The sequence below is a fragment of the Microbacterium sp. NPDC058342 genome, assembly GCF_042723935.1.
Lineage (GTDB): Bacteria > Actinomycetota > Actinomycetes > Actinomycetales > Microbacteriaceae > Microbacterium.
Window position 1 is genome coordinate 1,332,970 of record NZ_JBHXID010000001.1, and the last position, 17,001, is coordinate 1,349,970.

Here is a 17,001-nt window from a genome sequence, read left to right on the forward strand (position 1 = left end):
TGCTCCGTCAGGCGGCACTTGGCAGGTCTCGGTAGGCTGAAAGGGTGGTATCGCCCGGAATCCTCCTCGTCGACAAGCCCGGTGGCCTGACCAGTCACGACGTGGTCGCCCGCGTTCGGCGCGCCGTCGGCACACGCAAGGTGGGGCATGCGGGCACACTGGACCCGATGGCCACCGGCCTGCTGGTGATCGGCATCGAGGGTGCCACTCGGCTGCTGACCTACATCGTCGGTGCCGACAAGACCTACACGGCGACCATCCGCCTCGGTGCGCGGACCACCACCGACGACGCGGAGGGCGACGTGGTCGACACGGCGGACGCGGCGGCGTGGGCGCATGTGGACGGCGCGGCGGTCCGTGCCGGCATCCTCGAGCTGACCGGAGCCATCTCTCAGGTGCCGAGCTCGGTCTCCGCCATCAAGGTGGCGGGACGACGGGCGTACGATCTCGTCCGATCGGGGGAGAGCGTCGAGCTCGCCGCGCGCCGGGTCACCGTCTCGCGCTTCGAGGTCACCGCCGAGCGTCGCGGAGACGGACACCTCGACCTGGACGTCGTGGTCGACTGCTCCTCGGGCACCTACATCCGCGCCCTCGCCCGCGACCTCGGCGATGCGCTCGGGGTCGGCGGACACCTCACGGCCCTGCGCCGAACGCGCGTGGGCGGTTTCGACGTCGCCGGCGCGGTCGGCGTCGACGGCCTCGCGGGAGCCGCCGTGCTCACCCCGGCGGCCGCGGCGGCGCACGTGATGCCCGTGCTCCCGCTCACCGCCGAGGAGGCGCGGGACCTGCGCCACGGCAAGCGCCTCGCGGGACAGCGCGAACGTCTCGTCGCCACGGAGGTCGCGGGGATCGATCCCGACGGAGCGCTCGTCGGCGTCCTGGAAGCCCGCGGACGCGATGTCAAGAGCGCCATGAACATGCCGGAGGTGCAGGCATGATCCTGTGGTTCACCGTGGTCCAGATCGCCGTGGCGTGCGCGGTGGGGCTGTTCTGCCTGATCGCGGGCCTCGCCGGCCGCCGCCCCAGCGACTACACCGTGGGCGGCGTGCTGCTGATCGAGGCCCTGCTGATCGTGCAGGTCGTCGTGGCCATCGTCGCGCCTCTCGCGGGAAATCCACCCACCGGGGACCTTCTCGAGTACTGGGTGTACCTGGTCGGTGCACTGCTCCTGCCGGCGGGAGGAACACTGTGGGCGCTGCTCGATCGCAGCCGGTGGAGCACGGTCGTCCTCGGGGTCGTGGGCTTCTCGCTGGCCATCATGCTGTGGCGGATGCAGACCATCTGGACCGTGCAGATCGCGTGAGCACGCGGATTAGGATGGACGTTGCGATGTCCCACACCGATGCCCCGACCCCTGCAGCTGCACGCACCCGGATGACCGGTGTCGGCCGCGTCCTCGTGATCGTCTACGCGGTGATGGCGCTGGCCTCCACCGGGCGCAGCCTGGTGCAGATCGTACGGCGCTTCGACGAGGCGCCGCTGGCGTACGGGCTGTCCGCACTGGCGGCCGTGGTCTACGTCCTCGCCACGCTGGCGCTGATCCTCGCGCACCGGCGCGGCTGGTACACGGTGGCGTGGATCGCCATCGTGTTCGAACTCACCGGTGTACTCGTCGTCGGTGCGCTCAGCCTGCTGGTGCCGTCACTGTTCGGGCATGACAGCGTCTGGTCGTTCTTCGGGATGGGCTACGTGTTCATCCCGCTCGTGCTGCCCGTGTTCGGTCTCTGGTGGCTGCGCACCCACCGGCCCCGAGGAGCGCGGGCATGATCGTCTTCCGCGATCCTTCGGAGGTCCCCGCCGACTTCGGTCCCACGGTCGTGGCCATCGGCAAGTTCGACGGTGTCCACGTCGGGCACCGGGCGGTCATCGAGCGCATGCGCATCGACGCCGCCGCGGTCGGTGCGAAGACCGTCGCGGTCACCTTCGACCGCAACCCGCTCGAGATCCTTCGTCCTGAGCTGTGTCCCGAGAACGTCGTGGCCACGGAGCGCAAGCTCGAACTGCTCGGCGAGCTCGATCTCGACGCCACGCTGGTGCTCACCTTCGACCGTGCGCTGGCCTCTCTCCCGGCCGAGGCGTTCGTGCGCACGATTCTCGTCGACTCGCTGCACGTCGTCACGGTGCTCGTCGGGCGGGACTTCCGATTCGGCAGCGGCGGAGCGGGCGACCCGGGACTGCTGCGCGAGCTCGGCCCGCAGCACGGGTTCACGGTGGATGTCGTCGAGGACGTGCATCCGGACGGTGCCCGGCGTCGGGTCTCCTCGACGTGGGTGCGCGAGCTGCTGGCGGCCGGTGACGTCGTCGAGGCGGCCAGGGCGCTCGGACGGCCGGTCACCGTCGCCGGAGAGGTCGTGCACGGACTCAAGCGCGGGCGCGAGCTCGGATTCCCGACGGCGAACCTCTCCGAGACGGTGGATGCCCTGGTGCCCGCCGACGGGGTGTACGCCGGCTGGCTGACCGACCACGACACCGGCATCCGTCACCCCGCGGCGATCTCGGTCGGCACCAACCCGACCTTTCACGACGTCCACCGCCGTCAGGTGGAGGCGCACGTCCTCGACGCGTCCGACCTGGATCTGTACGGCCACCGGGTGACCGTCGAGTTCAGCGACCACCTGCGCGGGATGGTCGCGTTCGACGGGATGGACGCGCTCATCGCGCAGATCGCGGCCGACGTCGCCCAGGCGAGGGAGCGACTCGGTCTGGCAGGCTGATCCGCGCGGTGATTGCTCTCGACCGTGAGGCAGGTCCACCCTCGCTTCTCGTGAGCCCGATGGAGCTGCTCGGCGGGCGCCGTGCTCGCGCTCGACGCCAACTGGTTCGCCCTGACCCGCCTGTCGACCCTGTTCGCCGTCGTGATCGGCGCAGCTTTGGTCGTGCTGCGCAGGCAGCGCATCCGTCGCCCCGCACCCGGAACCGGCGTCTGGGCGCGTCCATCCGCCGACGCGCCCAGCAGCATGGCGTAGAATCCTCGCGGGGGCCATCGCAGCCGCGCGTGACGCTGTCCGCATCCGCAACCCCATCTCCGCGACGTCCTGGCAGGAGCCGCGCGCGGAACACCAGTTGTACGCCCGACACGGGCGACCGGTACTCACGCTCAGGAGGAGCATGCCGAGCACGGCGACCGCACAGCGGAAGAAGAAGACCTCTCGTCGCGACGAAGAGGCCCCGCTCATCCCGATCCTCGCGCGCAAGGTGCGCGAGATCGAGGCGAAGGCGCAGCGCGCCAAGCTGGGTCCGACCAACAGGGTCAAGTTCCAGGTGATCGCGTTCCTCGTGCGCGAGGAGCGCGCACGGGTGAAGGCCGATGCGGAGGTCACCGACGCCGCTCGCGCGGAGCTGCTCAAGCGTCTCGACGGCGTGGCCACCATTCTCGCGAAGACCGCGGCCCGCGACACCTCGCTGATCCAGCTGCTCGAGGCCGACCAGGCCGCGTCTCCCGTGGCGAAGCGGATGCGGCGGGACTGGCTGCTGGAATCGGGAGCCGAGCTGGCCCCGGAGGAGCTGATCATCACCGATGTCGCCCCGGTGCGCACGACCCAGGTCGTGCCCGCGGCGCTCGCGGAGAAGCAGGTGACGCCGCCGTCCGTCGAATCCCGCCAGCTCGCGAACCCGTTCCTCGCGCCCGATCTCACGCCGCGACCCGCGGCCGTGCCGCGCCGCCGCCTGGACGGCTGGGAGCTGATGGGACCGCTGTACAAGGCGTTCGAGTCGGGTGCCGGCGGGGGAGCGGCGAGCATGGAGCTGCCGCCCACGCCCGAGTACGACCACATCTCGCCGAAGGGCCGTGAGGTGATGGTGCACCAGTCCCGTTTCGTCGAGGCCGTGCGCTCCGGTCACCGCAGCTTCCTGCTCGCCGACGAGCCGGGACTCGGCAAGACCGCGCAGTCGGTGCTGGCGGCATCCGTCGCCGATGCGTACCCGCTGCTGGTGGTCGTGCCCAACGTGGTGAAGATGAACTGGGCGCGCGAGGTGGAGCTGTGGACCCCGCAGCGTCGCGCGGCGGTGATCCAGGGCGACGGCGATGACATCGATGCCTTCGCCGACGTGTTCATCGTGAACTACGAGATCCTCGACCGCCACCTTTCGTGGCTGGGATCGATCGGCCTGAAGGGCATGGTCGTCGACGAGGCGCACTTCATCAAGAACCTCGGCTCGCAGCGGTCGCAGAACGTGCTCGCCCTGGCGTCCCGCATCCGCGAGCGGGAGCGGGACCCGCTCATGCTCGCGCTGACGGGAACCCCGCTCATCAACGACGTCGAGGACTTCGACGCGATCTGGCGCTTCCTCGGCTGGACGAACGGCGAGAAGCCCGAGACCGCGCTGATGGAGAAGCTGGATGCCACCGGTCTCACGCCCGCCGACAAGTCCTTCTACGCCGAGGCGCGCGACGCCGTGATCTCCCTGGGCATCGTGCGCCGCAAGAAGCGCGACGTCGCGGCCGACCTGCCCGACAAGCTCATCGCCGACCTGCCCGTGCAGCTCGACGACGAGTTCGGGCGCGGCATCCGGGCCGCCGAGCGCGAGCTGGGCGAGCGGATGGCGGCCAAGTACCGGCGCATCGTCGAGGCGCGCGCCGCCGCCCACGGACCCGTGGGAGCCGGACAGATCGACGAGGACATCGTGCGCCTGGTGGCGCACAACGAACTCGAGGAGTCGAAGGCCGCCGGCACGGGCGGCGACAACGTCTTCACGATGGTCCGCAGGATCGGTCAGGCCAAGGCGATGCTCGCCGCCGACTACGCCGCCCAGCTGCAGCGCTCGGTCGAGAAGGTGGTCTTCTTCGCGAAGCATGTCGACGTCATGGATCAGGCCGAGGCGCACTTCGCAGCGGCCGGCATCACGTCGGTCTCGATCCGCGGCGATCAGTCGACCCCCGCACGCCAGCAGGCGATCGACGCGTTCAACAACGATCCCCGGGTCGGGATCGCGGTGTGCTCGCTGACCGCTGCCGGTGTGGGCGTGAACCTGCAGGCCGCGTCGAACGTCGTGCTCGCCGAGTTGAGCTGGACGGCGGCCGAGCAGACGCAGGCCATCGACCGGGTGCACCGGATCGGTCAGGACGAGCCGGTCACCGCATGGCGCATCATCGCGGCGCACACGATCGACACCAAGATCGCGGAGCTGATCGATCAGAAGCAGGGACTCGCCGCTCGTGCCCTCGACGGCGACGCCGTCGAGGAGGCGCCGGGCGAGTCGGTGCAGCTGGCCGCGCTCATGCACCTGCTGCGTGAAGCGCTCGGCGAAGCCTGAAGCCCCTGGGGCGTTAAGAACCTCGGTTCTTGGCGCCCCTTCGAGGCTCCTTTGTGATGAACGCCTCAGATATTGCTGGCTGCTCGGAATCGAGCGTCAAGATCGTGCCTTTTCATGCCGCGCGAATGGCATCCGCTCGTGTTCGGCACTAGGGTCGAAGTCAGGCAGCGTCGCCTTGTCCCTCCCCACCCGAAGCACGAAGGCAGCAGCATGAAGATCGGCATCCTCACGAGTGGCGGCGATTGCCCCGGGCTCAACGCGGTCATCCGCGGCATCGTGCTCAAGGGCATGACCACCTACGACCTCGAGTTCGTCGGCATCCGCGACGGATGGCGCGGCGTCGTCGACGGCGATTTCTTCCCGCTCACCCGGCACGAGGTGAAGGGCCTGTCGAAGGTGGGCGGCACCATTCTCGGCACCAGCCGCACCAACCCGTACGAGGGCAGCCGCGGGGGCGCGGAGAACATTCGCAGGACGCTGACCGCACACGGCATCGACGGCATCGTGGCGATCGGCGGCGAGGGCACCCTCGCTGCCGCCGACCGGCTGTCGAAGGACGGCGTCAATGTGCTCGGCGTGCCCAAGACCATCGACAACGATCTGCGCGCCACCGACTACTCGTTCGGGTTCGACACGGCGGTGAACATCGCCACCGACGCCATGGACCGGTTGCGCACGACGGGAGACTCGCACCAGCGCTGCATGGTCGCCGAGGTGATGGGGCGTCATGTCGGCTGGATCGCCCTGCACGCGGGCATGGCCGCGGGCGCGCACGCGATCTGCATTCCCGAGGTTCCGATGTCGATCGACGAGATCTGCGCGCTGGTCACCCGGGCGTTCGACCGGGGCCGCGCACCTCTCGTGGTGGTGTCGGAGGGCTTCACGCTGACCGGTATGGACGAGGCGTACAGCGACAAGGGCCTGGACGCGTTCAACCGGCCGCGACTGGGCGGGATCAGTGAGATCCTCGCACCGGAGATCGAGCGCATCACCGGCATCGAGACCCGCTCGACCGTGCTCGGCCACATCCAGCGCGGCGGATCGCCATCGGGATTCGACCGGGTGCTCGCCACCCGGCTCGGCCTGAACGCGGCCGACGCGATCGTCGATCAGGCGTGGGGTCAGATGGTCGCCATGCGGGGCACCGACATCGTGCGGGTGCCGTTCCACGAGGCGCTCGGCGAGCTGAACACGGTTCCGCTCAGCCGTTACGAAGAAGCCTCCGCCCTGTTCGGCTGATCAGCCCTGGGCGGCTGACCAGCCCTCGAACGCCGGGCGGGCCGTGTCCCAGAACAGGCGGGTCCGTGGCCTCGGTACCCGCCCGTGAGGGAACAGCCGTGATGCCGTGTCCCCCTATGCGATGGTCGCGGGCCGCCCGACCGGCATCTTGTGGCACACGATGTCAGGTGCGTCCGGGGCGCCACCCGGCGGCGAAGAGCGCGACGGCGACCTTGTCGATCGCGACCTGCGGGTCGGGGCGCAGGTGGTGACTGAGGATGCGCACGTGCTCCCAGCCCTCTGCTCTGATGCCGTCCCAGCGATCAGCATCCCGTGCGAACTGATCTGCCTCGGCGTGCCCTCGGCCGTCGTACTCCGGCGCGACCCGGAACCGCGGATAGGCCAGATCGAGCCGCGCGACGAATGCGCCGTCAGCATCGAAGAGGTTCATGTTCAGCTCCGGCTCGGGCAGGCCGGCCCGGGTGAGCAGCAAGCGAAGTCGAGTCTCCTCGGGGCTCTCGGCACCCGCGCGGATCTCTCGCAGTGCGGCTCCCAGCCGCCCACCGACGTCACCGGCCTCCGCGATCTCCCGGCGGAGGTCGTCGATGGTGACCAGCTTGTTGCGAGGATGCACGAGAAAGTCGCCGGCGACGATCAGATCGTCGAGCTGCCAGTCCGAGGCTGCCTGGCGCCACATCCGGGCGGGATGCTCGATCGGCAGCGAGTCGACGTGCCAACGCGCCGACTCGCGCGCCTGCAGGCGATGACCGTGAACGCCTCGCCGCCGGGGAAGCGCATGCGGGCGGCGGACGGAGACGTGCACCTGCCGCCGGGCATCCGACGTGTACGGCAGGGGAGCGCCGAGCAGCGCCAGACCCGTCTCGTGGCTGAAGAACTGGTGCGGGGTCAGCGCGGGTGCGAACCCCTCGACGTCGCTGCGCAGCAGCGCTGAGAGCATCCGCATCCGCTCCGACGCCGTGGCTCCGGGTTCCGGATGCGGCGACGCGTCGTCGCGCATCCGGCGGACCCCGCGCGTCGGCGCGCACAGGTCAGCGGCGCGCAGACGGGAGCGCGACACGCCCGCGGCGTGCGCCTGATCGACGCGGAACGGCGCCTCTCGAAGATGGCCGGGGAGCGGCTTTCTGCGTGTCATGCAGACATCTCAGCCGCTGGGCGACAGGCCGCGGATGCTCAAAGCCGAGAACCGTGCACAAGTCGTACGGATCGCCCCGCTGTGGAGAGCGGACGAGGGCTGGCGCCGTGTCTGCGTTGTGGCGGCTTCTCGGCGGCGCGACGCGCCGCTTCTGGGACACCGTGCGCGGCGCGGCCGCGCAGTGGCGGGTGCGCGAGTCCGGCACCCGCCACGACTGGGACACGGCCCGAGCGCAAGCGCCGGGCGGCGGGCTCAGTCGGCCAGGCCGAGCACGTCGAGCATCCAGGCGAGCTCGAAAGCACGCTCGCGCCAGGCGTTGTACCGGCCGCTGACACCGCCGTGGCCCGCTGACATCTCGCACTTCATCAGCACGTCCGAGGCGCCCGCATGTCGCAGAGCCGCCACCCACTTCGCCGGTTCGACGTACAGCACGCGGGTGTCGTTCAGCGACGTCATCGCGAGGATGCGGGGATAGGCCACGTCGGTGCGGATGTTCTCGTACGGGGTGTAGCCCTTCATGTACGCGTACACCTCGGCATCGTGCAGCGGGTCGCCCCATTCGTCCCACTCCACCACGGTCAGCGGCAGCGAGGGATCCAGGATCGAGGTGAGCGCGTCGACGAAGGGCACCCCGGCCAGGATGCCGGCGAACAGCTCCGGCGCGAGGTTCGCGACCGCGCCCATGAGCAGGCCCCCTGCGCTGCCGCCCTCGGCGACCATGCGCTCAGGCGTGGTCACGCCGGTGTCGACGAGGTGACGGCCGCAGGCGATGAAGTCCGTGAACGTGTTGCGCTTGCGCAGCTCCTTGCCGTCCTCGTACCAGTGCCGTCCCATCTCGCCGCCGCCGCGCACATGCGCCACGGCGAACACCACGCCGCGGTCGAGCATCGACAGGCGCATCACCGAGAAACCGGGGTCGATGGAGTGCTCGTACGATCCGTAGCCGTACAGGTGCACGGGGCGCGGCCGGGCGCCCGGTTCGCCCAGCGAGCGCTTCCAGATCAGCGAGATCGGCACCTGCACGCCGTCGGACGCGGTGGCCCAGACGCGCTGCTGCCCGTAATCGGACGACTCGTACCCGCCGAGCACGGGCTGCTGCTTGCGCACGTGCTTCTCGCCGGTGGCGAGCTCGAGCTCGAGGACGGTGGGCGGGGTCGCGAACGAGGTGTACCCCATGCGCAGGAACGGCGCGTGCCACTCGGGGTTTCCGCTGAAGTACGCCTCGTACAGCGGCTCGTCGAACTCGACCGGGTCGAGCTTCCCGGTGCGCTGATCCAGCAGGGCGGCGTGCGGCACCCCGTCGGCGCGGAACTCGACGGTCGCGAAATCGCGGAAGCAGTCCACATCGAGCAGCCGGCGACCGGGGGTGTGGGGCACAAGCACGCGCCGCTCGCCCTGCGGGTCGGATGCCGCGACCGAGACGAGCTCGAAGTCGAGCGCGTCCTCGTTGTGCAGGATGAGCAGACGGTCCTCTCCGTCGATGACCGCATGGTCGACGGAGTACTCCACGCCTTCGCGGCGCGGCCAGACCACGCGCGGCTGCGCATTGGGGTCGGAGAGATCGACCAGCAGCTCCTCGCTGGTGATCTTCGAGCCCAGTCCGATCACGAGGTAGCGCCTGCTGCGGGTGATGCCCGCACCGAGCCAGAAGCGCTCGTCGGCCTCGTGGAACAGTCGGACGTCGTCGCCGACGGGCGTGCCGAGACGGTGCAGCCAGAGCGTGTCCGGGCGCCATGCCTCATCGCGAGTGGTGTAGATCACCGATCGTCCGTCGGGCGTGAAGAAGGCCTGCCCCGTGTTCTCGATGACGTCGTCGAGGCGCTCGCCCGAGGAGAGGTCGCGAACCTTCACGGTGTACAGCTCGGAGCCCTCGACATCGACGGACCACAGCATCCTCGTGCCGTCATCGGACAGGTCGAACGCGCCGAGGGAGAAGAACTCGTGGCCCTCCGCCTCGGCGTTGCCGTCCAGCAGCACCACCTCGCCCGGCACAGCGGTCCCGGGCTCGAGAACGGGAGGCGTCCAGTCGTCGCCGACGGCTGCCGTACGGCACTGGATGCCGTACTGAGCGCCCTCCTCCGTGCGGCTGTAATACCACCAGTCGCCCCGGCGCGTCGGCACCGACAGGTCGGTCTCCAGGACGCGCGACTTCACCTCCTGGAACAGTGCCTCGCGCAGCGGCTCGAGGTGCGCGGTGCGTGCCTCGGTGTAGGTGTTCTCGGCCTCGAGGTGCGCCGTGACCTCGGCATCCTCCTTGGCCCGCAGCCATTCGTAGGCGTCCTCGAAGGAATCGCCGTGGTGCGTGCGGGTGACGGGGCGGCGAGCCGCGACGGGCGGCCGGATGCTGGTATCGCTCACCCTTCCAAGCTATCGGAGGCGACCGCGGCCGGGGCGCGGTCGGGGCGAGTTGACCGGGGCCGAGCAGGGTGGGAGGATTCTGGCGGGCCCTTGAACGGATCTCGAACCCACGGTGAACTCTTCGTTCGTCACGCCGGACTCCCGGCATCCCCTCCTGGCAATCCCAACGAAAGAGAACGGTGGAAACCGCAGCCCTCGTCGTCGTGCTGGTCATCGCGCTGGCACTCTTCTTCGATTTCACCAACGGCTTCCACGACACGGCCAACGCGATGGCCACGCCCATCGCCACGGGCGCGCTGAAGCCCAAGACCGCCGTGCTCCTGGCCGCCGCGCTGAACCTCGTCGGCGCCTTCCTCTCCACGGAGGTCGCCAAGACCGTGTCGGGCGGCATCGTCAACGAGGGCGACATCGACCACGCGCTGCTCCCGCAGCTGATCTTCGCCGGCCTCATCGGCGCGATCACCTGGAACATGCTGACCTGGCTGCTCGGCCTGCCCTCCAGCTCCTCTCACGCCCTCTTCGGGGGTCTGATCGGCGCGACGCTCGTCGGCGTGGGCGCTGCCGGCATCAACTTCGGCGTCGTGATGTCGAAGGTCGTGCTGCCGGCCCTGATCGCACCGCTGACCGCGGGTCTCATCGCGTTCGCCGCGACCAAGGTCGCCTACGGTGTCACCCGTCGCTACGACGGCAGGCCCGACGGCCGGTCGGGGTTCCGCTGGGGACAGATCTTCACCTCGTCGATGGTCGCTCTCGCGCACGGGACGAACGACGCGCAGAAGACCATGGGCGTCATCACGCTCGCGCTCATCACCGTGGGCTGGCAGACCGGCGATCCGAACAGTTCGGACTATCACAACCCCGAGTTCTGGGTGATCGCGGCCTGCGCGTTCACGATCGCGCTGGGCACCTATCTCGGCGGCTGGCGCATCATCCGCACCCTCGGCAAAGGACTGACCGAGGTCAAGCCCGCGCAGGGCTTCGCCGCCGAGAGCTCGACGGCGGCGACGATCCTCGCCTCGAGCGCCTTCGGCTTCGCGCTTTCCACCACCCAGGTCGCGTCGGGATCCGTGATCGGGTCGGGCCTGGGGCGTCGTGGCTCCGTGGTGCGCTGGCGGACGGCCGGTCGCATCGCCATCGGCTGGCTGCTGACTCTGCCCGCGGCAGGCGGCGTGGGTGCGCTCGCTGCGCTGATCGTGATCTGGCTCGGGAACTGGGGCGTGCTGATCGACGCGGTGCTCGCGCTCGTCGTGATCGTGGGCCTGTTCCTGCGGTCGCGCCGCGATGCCGTCACCCCCGCCAACGCCATGAGCGACGTGGCCGAGTCCGGTCACGTGGTCGAACTGCCCGAGACTCCCGGTCCGACACGGCGCACGAGCCGCATCGAGCTGATGCGCGCGCTCGATCGCGCCGAGCGCAAGGCCGACGAGGCCGAGCGTGCGGCGCGCAAGGCGAAGAAGCTCAAGAAGGCGGGTGGTTCGCCGAGCGAGATCAAGGCCGCCCGCAAGGCTGCGGACCGCGCCGTGAAGAAGCTCGCCGCGGCCGAGCAGGCCGCGGCGGAGTGGGAGGCGCTCAGTGCGAGCCGCCGCGCCCGCGCCCGACTCGCCGAATGGGATCTCTCCGCCGAGCAGCAGGAGGACGCACGATGATCACGATCGACTGGATGGCGTTCCTCAGCGTGTTCGCCGCGGCGCTGGTCGGCGCCGTCGCGATCGTCTTCTTCTACGCACTCGGCCTGCGGATGCTCGTGCGCGCCGGGCGCGTGCCCGTCGTGACTCCGGTCGAGTTCACGGATGCCATCACCGTGCTCTCCGAGAAGGAGATCAAGCGCGCGGCGAAGCAGGCGGCGAAGGCGGCTCGGAAGAATCCGCTCACCGACGGGCAGAGGGCTCTGGCGTTCGTGGCCGCGATCGGATGCTTCGTGCTCTGCGGCGCGGCCGTGATCGGCGGCATCGTGCTCATCGTCGTCGGACACTGACCGCGGGCCCGCCGCTGGATGTCGTGCCCTGGTCGTAGGCTGAGCGCATGATCGACATGCCTTCGTTCGGACGGCATCCGGCCGCGTCCCACACGATCATCCATCTGAGCGACCCGCACTTCCTCGCGGACGGCGCCCGGCATGCGGGCGGCTCCGACAGCCAGCGAAACCTGGAGCACACGCTCCACGCCGTGAGACGCGTGGATCCGCGGCCCTCGGCGATCGTCGTCACCGGCGATCTGACCGATCTCGGCGAGCCGGACGCCTATCGCCGGCTGCGCGCCGATCTCGAGCCGGTGGGTGCGGAGCTCGACTGCCCGATCATCTGGGTCGCGGGCAACCACGACGAGCGGCCGGCTCTGCGCGCGGGTCTGTTCGACGCGCCGCCGACGCATGACCCGGTCACGGGCGTCTGGGACCTCGACGGCCTGCGGGTCATCGCGCTCGACACCAGCGTGCCCGGTTGGCATCACGGGGACATCGACGACGAGCAGCGCGGCTGGCTCGCCGGTGTGCTCCGCGAGCCGGCGCCGCACGGCACGCTGCTCGCGATGCATCATCCGCCGCTGCCAGCGCACGTGCCGCTGTTCGACATCCTCGAGCTGAGACACCAGGACGAGCTCGCGGAGGTCATCCGCGGCACCGACGTGCGCGGCATCCTCGCCGGGCACCTGCACTACTCCTCGTCGGGCACCTTCGCGGGCATCCCCGTCAGCGTGGCGTCGTCCACCTGCTACACGATGAACCTCGGGCGTCCGGCTGCTGAGGTCAACGGCATGGATGCGGCGCAGTCGTTCCAGCTCGTGCATGTCCGACCCGCGACGATCACGCACACCGTGGTGCCCGTCGCGGAAGCGCCGACCGGAGACTACTTCAGCGAGGACTGGCTGCGACGCATGGCGGCGCTGTCGCCTCAGGAGCGTCTCGAGGTGTTCTCGCGAAAGCCTGCGAGGCCGGAGGCGTAGACTTGAGGCATCCTCCTCTCCTTTCACCCGCCACTACCCACAAGGATGTGACATGGCCGCTGACGCGCCTGCCCTGACCCGTACCGAGACCGATTCGATCGGCACGATCGAGATCCCCGCGGACGCTTACTACGGCGTGCACACGCTGCGGGCCGAGCAGAACTTCCCGATCACCAAACGACCCATCTCGGTCTACCCCGATCTGATCCGGGCCCTCGCGATGGTCAAGCAGGCCTCGGCGCGCGCGAACAAGGAGATCGGCGTGCTCGACGCCGAGCGCGCCGACCTGATCGACCGTGCAGCCCAGCGCGTGATCGACGGCGAGTTCCACGATCAGTTCATCGTCGGCGTCATCCAGGGCGGGGCCGGCACCTCGACGAACATGAACGCGAACGAGGTGATCACCAACATCGCCCTCGAGATGGCCGGTCGCGAGAAGGGCGACTACGCGTTCCTGTCGCCGATCGACCACACCAACCGCAGTCAGTCGACCAACGACGTGTACCCGACCGCGGTCAAGATCGGTCTCTCGCTGAACCTCCTTTCGCTGCTGGACGAGCTCGACCTGCTGCGCCGGTCCTTCCTCGACAAGTCGGGGGAGTTCCACGACATCCTGAAGGTCGGTCGCACGCAGCTGCAGGACGCCGTGCCGATGACCCTCGGCCAGGAATTCCACGGCTTCGCCACCACGCTCGGCGAGGACCACAGCCGCCTCACCGAGAACGCGTCGCTGCTGACCGAGATCAACATGGGCGCCACCGCGATCGGCACCGGGATCACCACGCACCCCGATTACGCGCCCACCGTGCTCAAGCACCTGCGCGAGATCAGCGGCCTCGATCTGAGCACCGCGACCGATCTCGTCGAGGCGACCAGCGACACGGGCGCCTTCATGTCGTTCTCCTCGTCGCTCAAGCGCAACGCGATCAAGCTCTCGAAGATCTGCAACGACCTGCGACTGCTGTCCTCCGGGCCGCAGGCCGGTCTGGGCGAGATCAACCTCCCGGCGATGCAGGCGGGCTCAAGCATCATGCCCGGCAAGGTCAACCCCGTGATTCCCGAGGCCGTGAACCAGGTCGCCTTCGCGGTCGTCGGAGCCGACGTGACGGTGACGATGGCGGTCGAGGCCGGTCAGCTCCAGCTCAACGCGTTCGAGCCTGTGATCGCGCACTCGATCTTCCAGTCGATCACCTGGATGCGCCAGGGCATGTGGACGCTGCGGGTGAACTGCGTCGAGGGCATCACCGCCAACCGTGAGCGCTTGGGCGCGATGGTCGGCGCGTCCGTCGGGGTGGTCACGGCGCTGACGCCGTTCATCGGCTATGCGGCGTCCGCGGCCCTCGCGAAGACGGCGCTTCTCACCAACCGCAACATCGCCGATCTCGTGGTGGAGGCGGGGCTGATGACCCGCGAGGAGGTTCTGAAGCAGATCTCGCCTGCACGTCTCTCCGGGCTGGAGACGGTCACCTCCGCCATCCCGGTGATCGCCGCCGAGGATCTGCCGCAGGACTGATATCGAACGAGAAAGGCGCCGTCCCCGCGGGGACGGCGCCTTTCGTCTTCGGGCGGTCGGACCGGCGGGGATGCCCGGTCGGTCGGCAGTCCGCGATCTCAGTCCAGGATGCGGCAGTGGGTCGTGAGCTCGCCGATGCCGTCGATGCCCACGGTCACCGTCGACCTGTCACGCAGGAAGATCTGCGGGTCGCGCGAGTAGCCCGCGCCGCCGGGACTGCCTGTGGAGATGAGGGTGCCCGGCTGCAGGGTGACCGACGACGAAAGGTGCGCGATCAGCGTCGCGACCGAGCGGACCATCTGTCCGGTGGACGCGTCCTGGACGGTGTGCCCGTCGACCACGGCCCAGATGTGCAGGTCCTGGGGATCGGCGATCTCGTCGGCGGTCACGACGACCGGGCCGGTGGGGGTGAAGCCGTCGAAGGACTTGCAGCGGCACCACTGCGCCTCGGCGAACTGGATGTCCCGGGCCGTGATGTCGTTGACCGCCGTGTACCCCCACACCACGTCGAGCGCGTCATCGGCGGAGACATCCTTGGCCGGCCGGCCGATGATGACGCCCAGCTCGGCCTCGTAGTCGATCGACTCGCTGAGGGTGCGCGGCCACTCGGTCGTGCGCCCGTGCCCTGTCAGGGAGTTCGGCCACAGGGTGAAGACGGTCGGAGCGGTGTCGGTCTTCAACCCCAGCTCACTCGAATGGGCCGCGTAGTTCAGCCCGACGGCGAGGATCGCCGGCGGGTCGATGACCGCGGAGCCGAAGCCGAAGCCGTCGATCGGATGCCGGGGCGCTGCCGCCTCAGCGAACGCGGCGCGAAGCCGGTCGAGCAGCTCGTCACCCCCCGCGATGAGCTCCTGGAGGGTCTTCGGGCTGGGGGAGAGGAGGTCGCTGACGAGGATCGCCTCCTCGCCGTCGATGACGGCGAGCTGGAGGGAGTCGGAGTCGCGAGCACTCAGGTGGGCAAACCGCATGCCTCTACGCTACCGGGCCGGGTGCAGGACATGACCGAGGCTCCCTCTAGGCTTTCAGCATGAGCTTTGGAGGACAGCCCCCGGCGCCCGCCCCCTCGGAGGACCCCGTCGGTGCGCCGGTGCCGCCGAGCGGCGCGCCTCCGGTCCACGGTCAGCCGCCGGCTCCGGTCTACGGTCAGCCTCCCGCGCCCGTCTACGGCTCGCCTCCTCGTCCGCTGTACGGTCGGCCGCCGGTGCCGGGGGGAGCTCAGCACTCCCCGCCCGGATTCGGCCGCCCCGCGCAGCCGGTGCACGCGCCTCCTGGGTCCGGGCGTCCAGCCTCCCCTCCCTACGGCCCGCCGTCTCAGCCGGCAGGGCGACCTGTGGCCTTCGCCTCCGCCTTCGACAGGCCCTCCCTCTCCGCTCCTCCGGCTCCCGTGCCGCCGTCGCCTGCGCCGGCCATGCCCGCGCTGCCGATGCCCGTACGTCACGGCCGCTCGGTCGCGATCTGGGTGTTCGGCGTGCTCGGATTCGCGCTACTCGCCCTCATCGCCTACTTCGCGCTGTTCCTGGGAGCGGGAGCCTCGGTCGTGGGGCTGGTCCTGGCTCTCGTGCCGTTGGGCATCGTGCTGTTCGGCGTGCGGCTGATCGACCGCTGGGAGCCCGAGCCGCGCAGCCTGGTGATCTTCGCTCTGGCCTGGGGGGCGGTGGCGTCCATCGGGATCGCGCTGCTCGTCGACCTCGCGCTCACCCTTGCCGTCGGGCTGCGCAACGAGTTCTTCACCGCGGTCATCCAGGCCCCGTTGATCGAGGAGATCGCCAAGGGCGCGGGTGTTCTGCTGGTGTTCCTGATCGGCCGGCGCGCGTTCGACGGCCCCGTCGACGGTGTGGTCTACGGGGCGCTCGTCGGTGCGGGCTTCGCTTTCACCGAGAACATCCAGTACTTCGGCATCAGCCTGATCGACGGAGGGGCCGGGCAGCTGACGCTCACCTTCCTGCTGCGGGGCCTGCTCTCGCCGTTCGCGCATGCGATGTTCACCGCGCTGACCGGTTTCGCCATCGGTCTCGCGGCGCGCCGTGGCGGCGGACCGGGCGGTGCGCTCGGCGCGGCCTCACTCGGCCTGCTGGGGGCGATCGCTCTGCACGCGTTCTGGAACGGCTCGTCGCTGCTGGGAGACTTCTTCGTGCTCTACCTCACCACTCAGGTCCCGCTGTTCCTGGGCTTCATCTTCGCGATCATCGCTCTTCGACGGGAGGAATCGCGACTGACCCAGCAGCGGCTGGGTGACTATGCGGCGGCCGGATGGTTCACGCCCGAGGAGGTGGTCATGCTGGCGACTCCCGCCGGGCGCAGGGTGGGGATGCAGTGGGCGGCAGGGCTGCGCGGTGACCGCCGTCGACTGATGCGGTCGTTCATCAAGGACGCCACCGCCCTTGCCGCGGTGCGCCAGCGTGCCGTGCACGGCCATGACGCATACGCTGCGGCGGATGAGCACGCCCTGCTCACGCGTACCCGCGCGACGAGGGCGCAGCTGCTGGCCTACTGATCGACGCCGCGACCGCGTCCCGGAGACGCACTCAGCGCCCGGTGCTGCGGCGATGCCTGCGAGTCTCCCGGG

At 69.7% G+C, this 17,001-nt stretch carries 15 protein-coding genes; 12 read left to right on the plus strand and 3 right to left on the minus strand.

Going from position 1 to position 17,001, the window contains the following annotated elements; translation table 11 throughout:
• Nucleotides 1-44 precede the first annotated feature (44 nt).
• The 7 genes from truB (at nucleotide 45) to ACFWHT_RS06045 (ending at nucleotide 6,492) form a co-directional block, all read left to right on the plus strand.
• Nucleotides 45-938, plus strand: a complete 894-nt coding sequence (gene truB, locus ACFWHT_RS06015) for a tRNA pseudouridine(55) synthase TruB (RefSeq protein ID WP_378826411.1) — start codon at nucleotides 45-47, stop codon at nucleotides 936-938.
• Nucleotides 935-1,303 carry a hypothetical protein gene (locus ACFWHT_RS06020; RefSeq protein ID WP_378826413.1) on the plus strand — a complete coding sequence of 123 codons (369 nt, stop codon included), beginning with the start codon at nucleotides 935-937 and terminating at the stop codon, nucleotides 1,301-1,303. The genes truB and ACFWHT_RS06020 overlap by 4 nt, the downstream gene beginning before the upstream one ends.
• 26 nt (nucleotides 1,304-1,329) lie before the next feature.
• Nucleotides 1,330-1,767 (plus strand): hypothetical protein, encoded by a 438-nt coding sequence (locus ACFWHT_RS06025; protein ID WP_378826416.1) that lies wholly within the window; start codon nucleotides 1,330-1,332, stop codon nucleotides 1,765-1,767.
• Nucleotides 1,764-2,714: a bifunctional riboflavin kinase/FAD synthetase gene (locus ACFWHT_RS06030; protein WP_378826418.1), complete on the plus strand. Its 951-nt coding sequence runs from the start codon at nucleotides 1,764-1,766 to the stop codon at nucleotides 2,712-2,714. The genes ACFWHT_RS06025 and ACFWHT_RS06030 overlap by 4 nt, the downstream gene beginning before the upstream one ends.
• Before the next feature lie 81 nt (nucleotides 2,715-2,795).
• Entirely contained in the window at nucleotides 2,796-2,966 is a 171-nt protein-coding gene (locus ACFWHT_RS06035) for a hypothetical protein (protein WP_378826420.1), read from the plus strand.
• Between the two features lie 142 nt (nucleotides 2,967-3,108).
• Nucleotides 3,109-5,253, plus strand: a complete 2,145-nt coding sequence (locus ACFWHT_RS06040) for a DEAD/DEAH box helicase (protein ID WP_378826421.1) — start codon at nucleotides 3,109-3,111, stop codon at nucleotides 5,251-5,253.
• 210 nt (nucleotides 5,254-5,463) lie between these two features.
• Nucleotides 5,464-6,492, plus strand: a complete 1,029-nt coding sequence (locus ACFWHT_RS06045; protein WP_378826423.1) for an ATP-dependent 6-phosphofructokinase — start codon at nucleotides 5,464-5,466, stop codon at nucleotides 6,490-6,492.
• 163 nt (nucleotides 6,493-6,655) lie between these two features.
• On the opposite strand, the gene ACFWHT_RS06050 is transcribed toward ACFWHT_RS06045, so the two are convergent.
• Both ACFWHT_RS06050 and ACFWHT_RS06055 read right to left on the minus strand, forming a co-directional pair.
• On the minus strand, nucleotides 6,656-7,624 hold the full coding sequence (locus ACFWHT_RS06050; RefSeq protein ID WP_378826425.1) for a hypothetical protein: 969 nt from the start codon (nucleotides 7,622-7,624) through the stop codon (nucleotides 6,656-6,658).
• Between the two features lie 252 nt (nucleotides 7,625-7,876).
• On the minus strand, nucleotides 7,877-9,982 hold the full coding sequence (locus ACFWHT_RS06055) for a S9 family peptidase (protein ID WP_378826427.1): 2,106 nt from the start codon (nucleotides 9,980-9,982) through the stop codon (nucleotides 7,877-7,879).
• Between the two features lie 179 nt (nucleotides 9,983-10,161).
• On the opposite strand from ACFWHT_RS06055, the gene ACFWHT_RS06060 reads away from it, so the two are divergent.
• From ACFWHT_RS06060 to ACFWHT_RS06075, 4 genes are read left to right on the plus strand one after another with little or no spacing between them, the layout of a single operon-like run.
• Complete coding sequence (locus tag ACFWHT_RS06060) at nucleotides 10,162-11,628, plus strand: anion permease (protein ID WP_378826429.1); 1,467 nt, start codon at nucleotides 10,162-10,164, stop codon at nucleotides 11,626-11,628.
• Nucleotides 11,625-11,957, plus strand: a complete 333-nt coding sequence (locus ACFWHT_RS06065) for a peptidase (RefSeq protein WP_378826430.1) — start codon at nucleotides 11,625-11,627, stop codon at nucleotides 11,955-11,957. Before ACFWHT_RS06060 ends, ACFWHT_RS06065 begins: the two co-directional genes overlap by 4 nt.
• 47 nt (nucleotides 11,958-12,004) lie before the next feature.
• Nucleotides 12,005-12,922: a phosphodiesterase gene (locus ACFWHT_RS06070; protein ID WP_378826431.1), complete on the plus strand. Its 918-nt coding sequence runs from the start codon at nucleotides 12,005-12,007 to the stop codon at nucleotides 12,920-12,922.
• 52 nt (nucleotides 12,923-12,974) lie between these two features.
• Nucleotides 12,975-14,435: an aspartate ammonia-lyase gene (locus ACFWHT_RS06075; RefSeq protein ID WP_378826432.1), complete on the plus strand. Its 1,461-nt coding sequence runs from the start codon at nucleotides 12,975-12,977 to the stop codon at nucleotides 14,433-14,435.
• Nucleotides 14,436-14,533: 98 nt separating this feature from the next.
• Here ACFWHT_RS06075 and ACFWHT_RS06080 read toward each other — a convergent pair whose 3' ends face one another.
• Nucleotides 14,534-15,403 (minus strand): fumarylacetoacetate hydrolase family protein, encoded by an 870-nt coding sequence (locus ACFWHT_RS06080; protein WP_378826434.1) that lies wholly within the window; start codon nucleotides 15,401-15,403, stop codon nucleotides 14,534-14,536.
• Nucleotides 15,404-15,843: 440 nt separating this feature from the next.
• On the opposite strand from ACFWHT_RS06080, the gene ACFWHT_RS06085 reads away from it, so the two are divergent.
• A complete protein-coding gene (locus ACFWHT_RS06085) occupies nucleotides 15,844-16,929 on the plus strand; it encodes a PrsW family intramembrane metalloprotease (RefSeq protein WP_378826436.1) in 1,086 nt (361 codons plus the stop codon).
• Nucleotides 16,930-17,001: the final 72 nt, after the last annotated feature.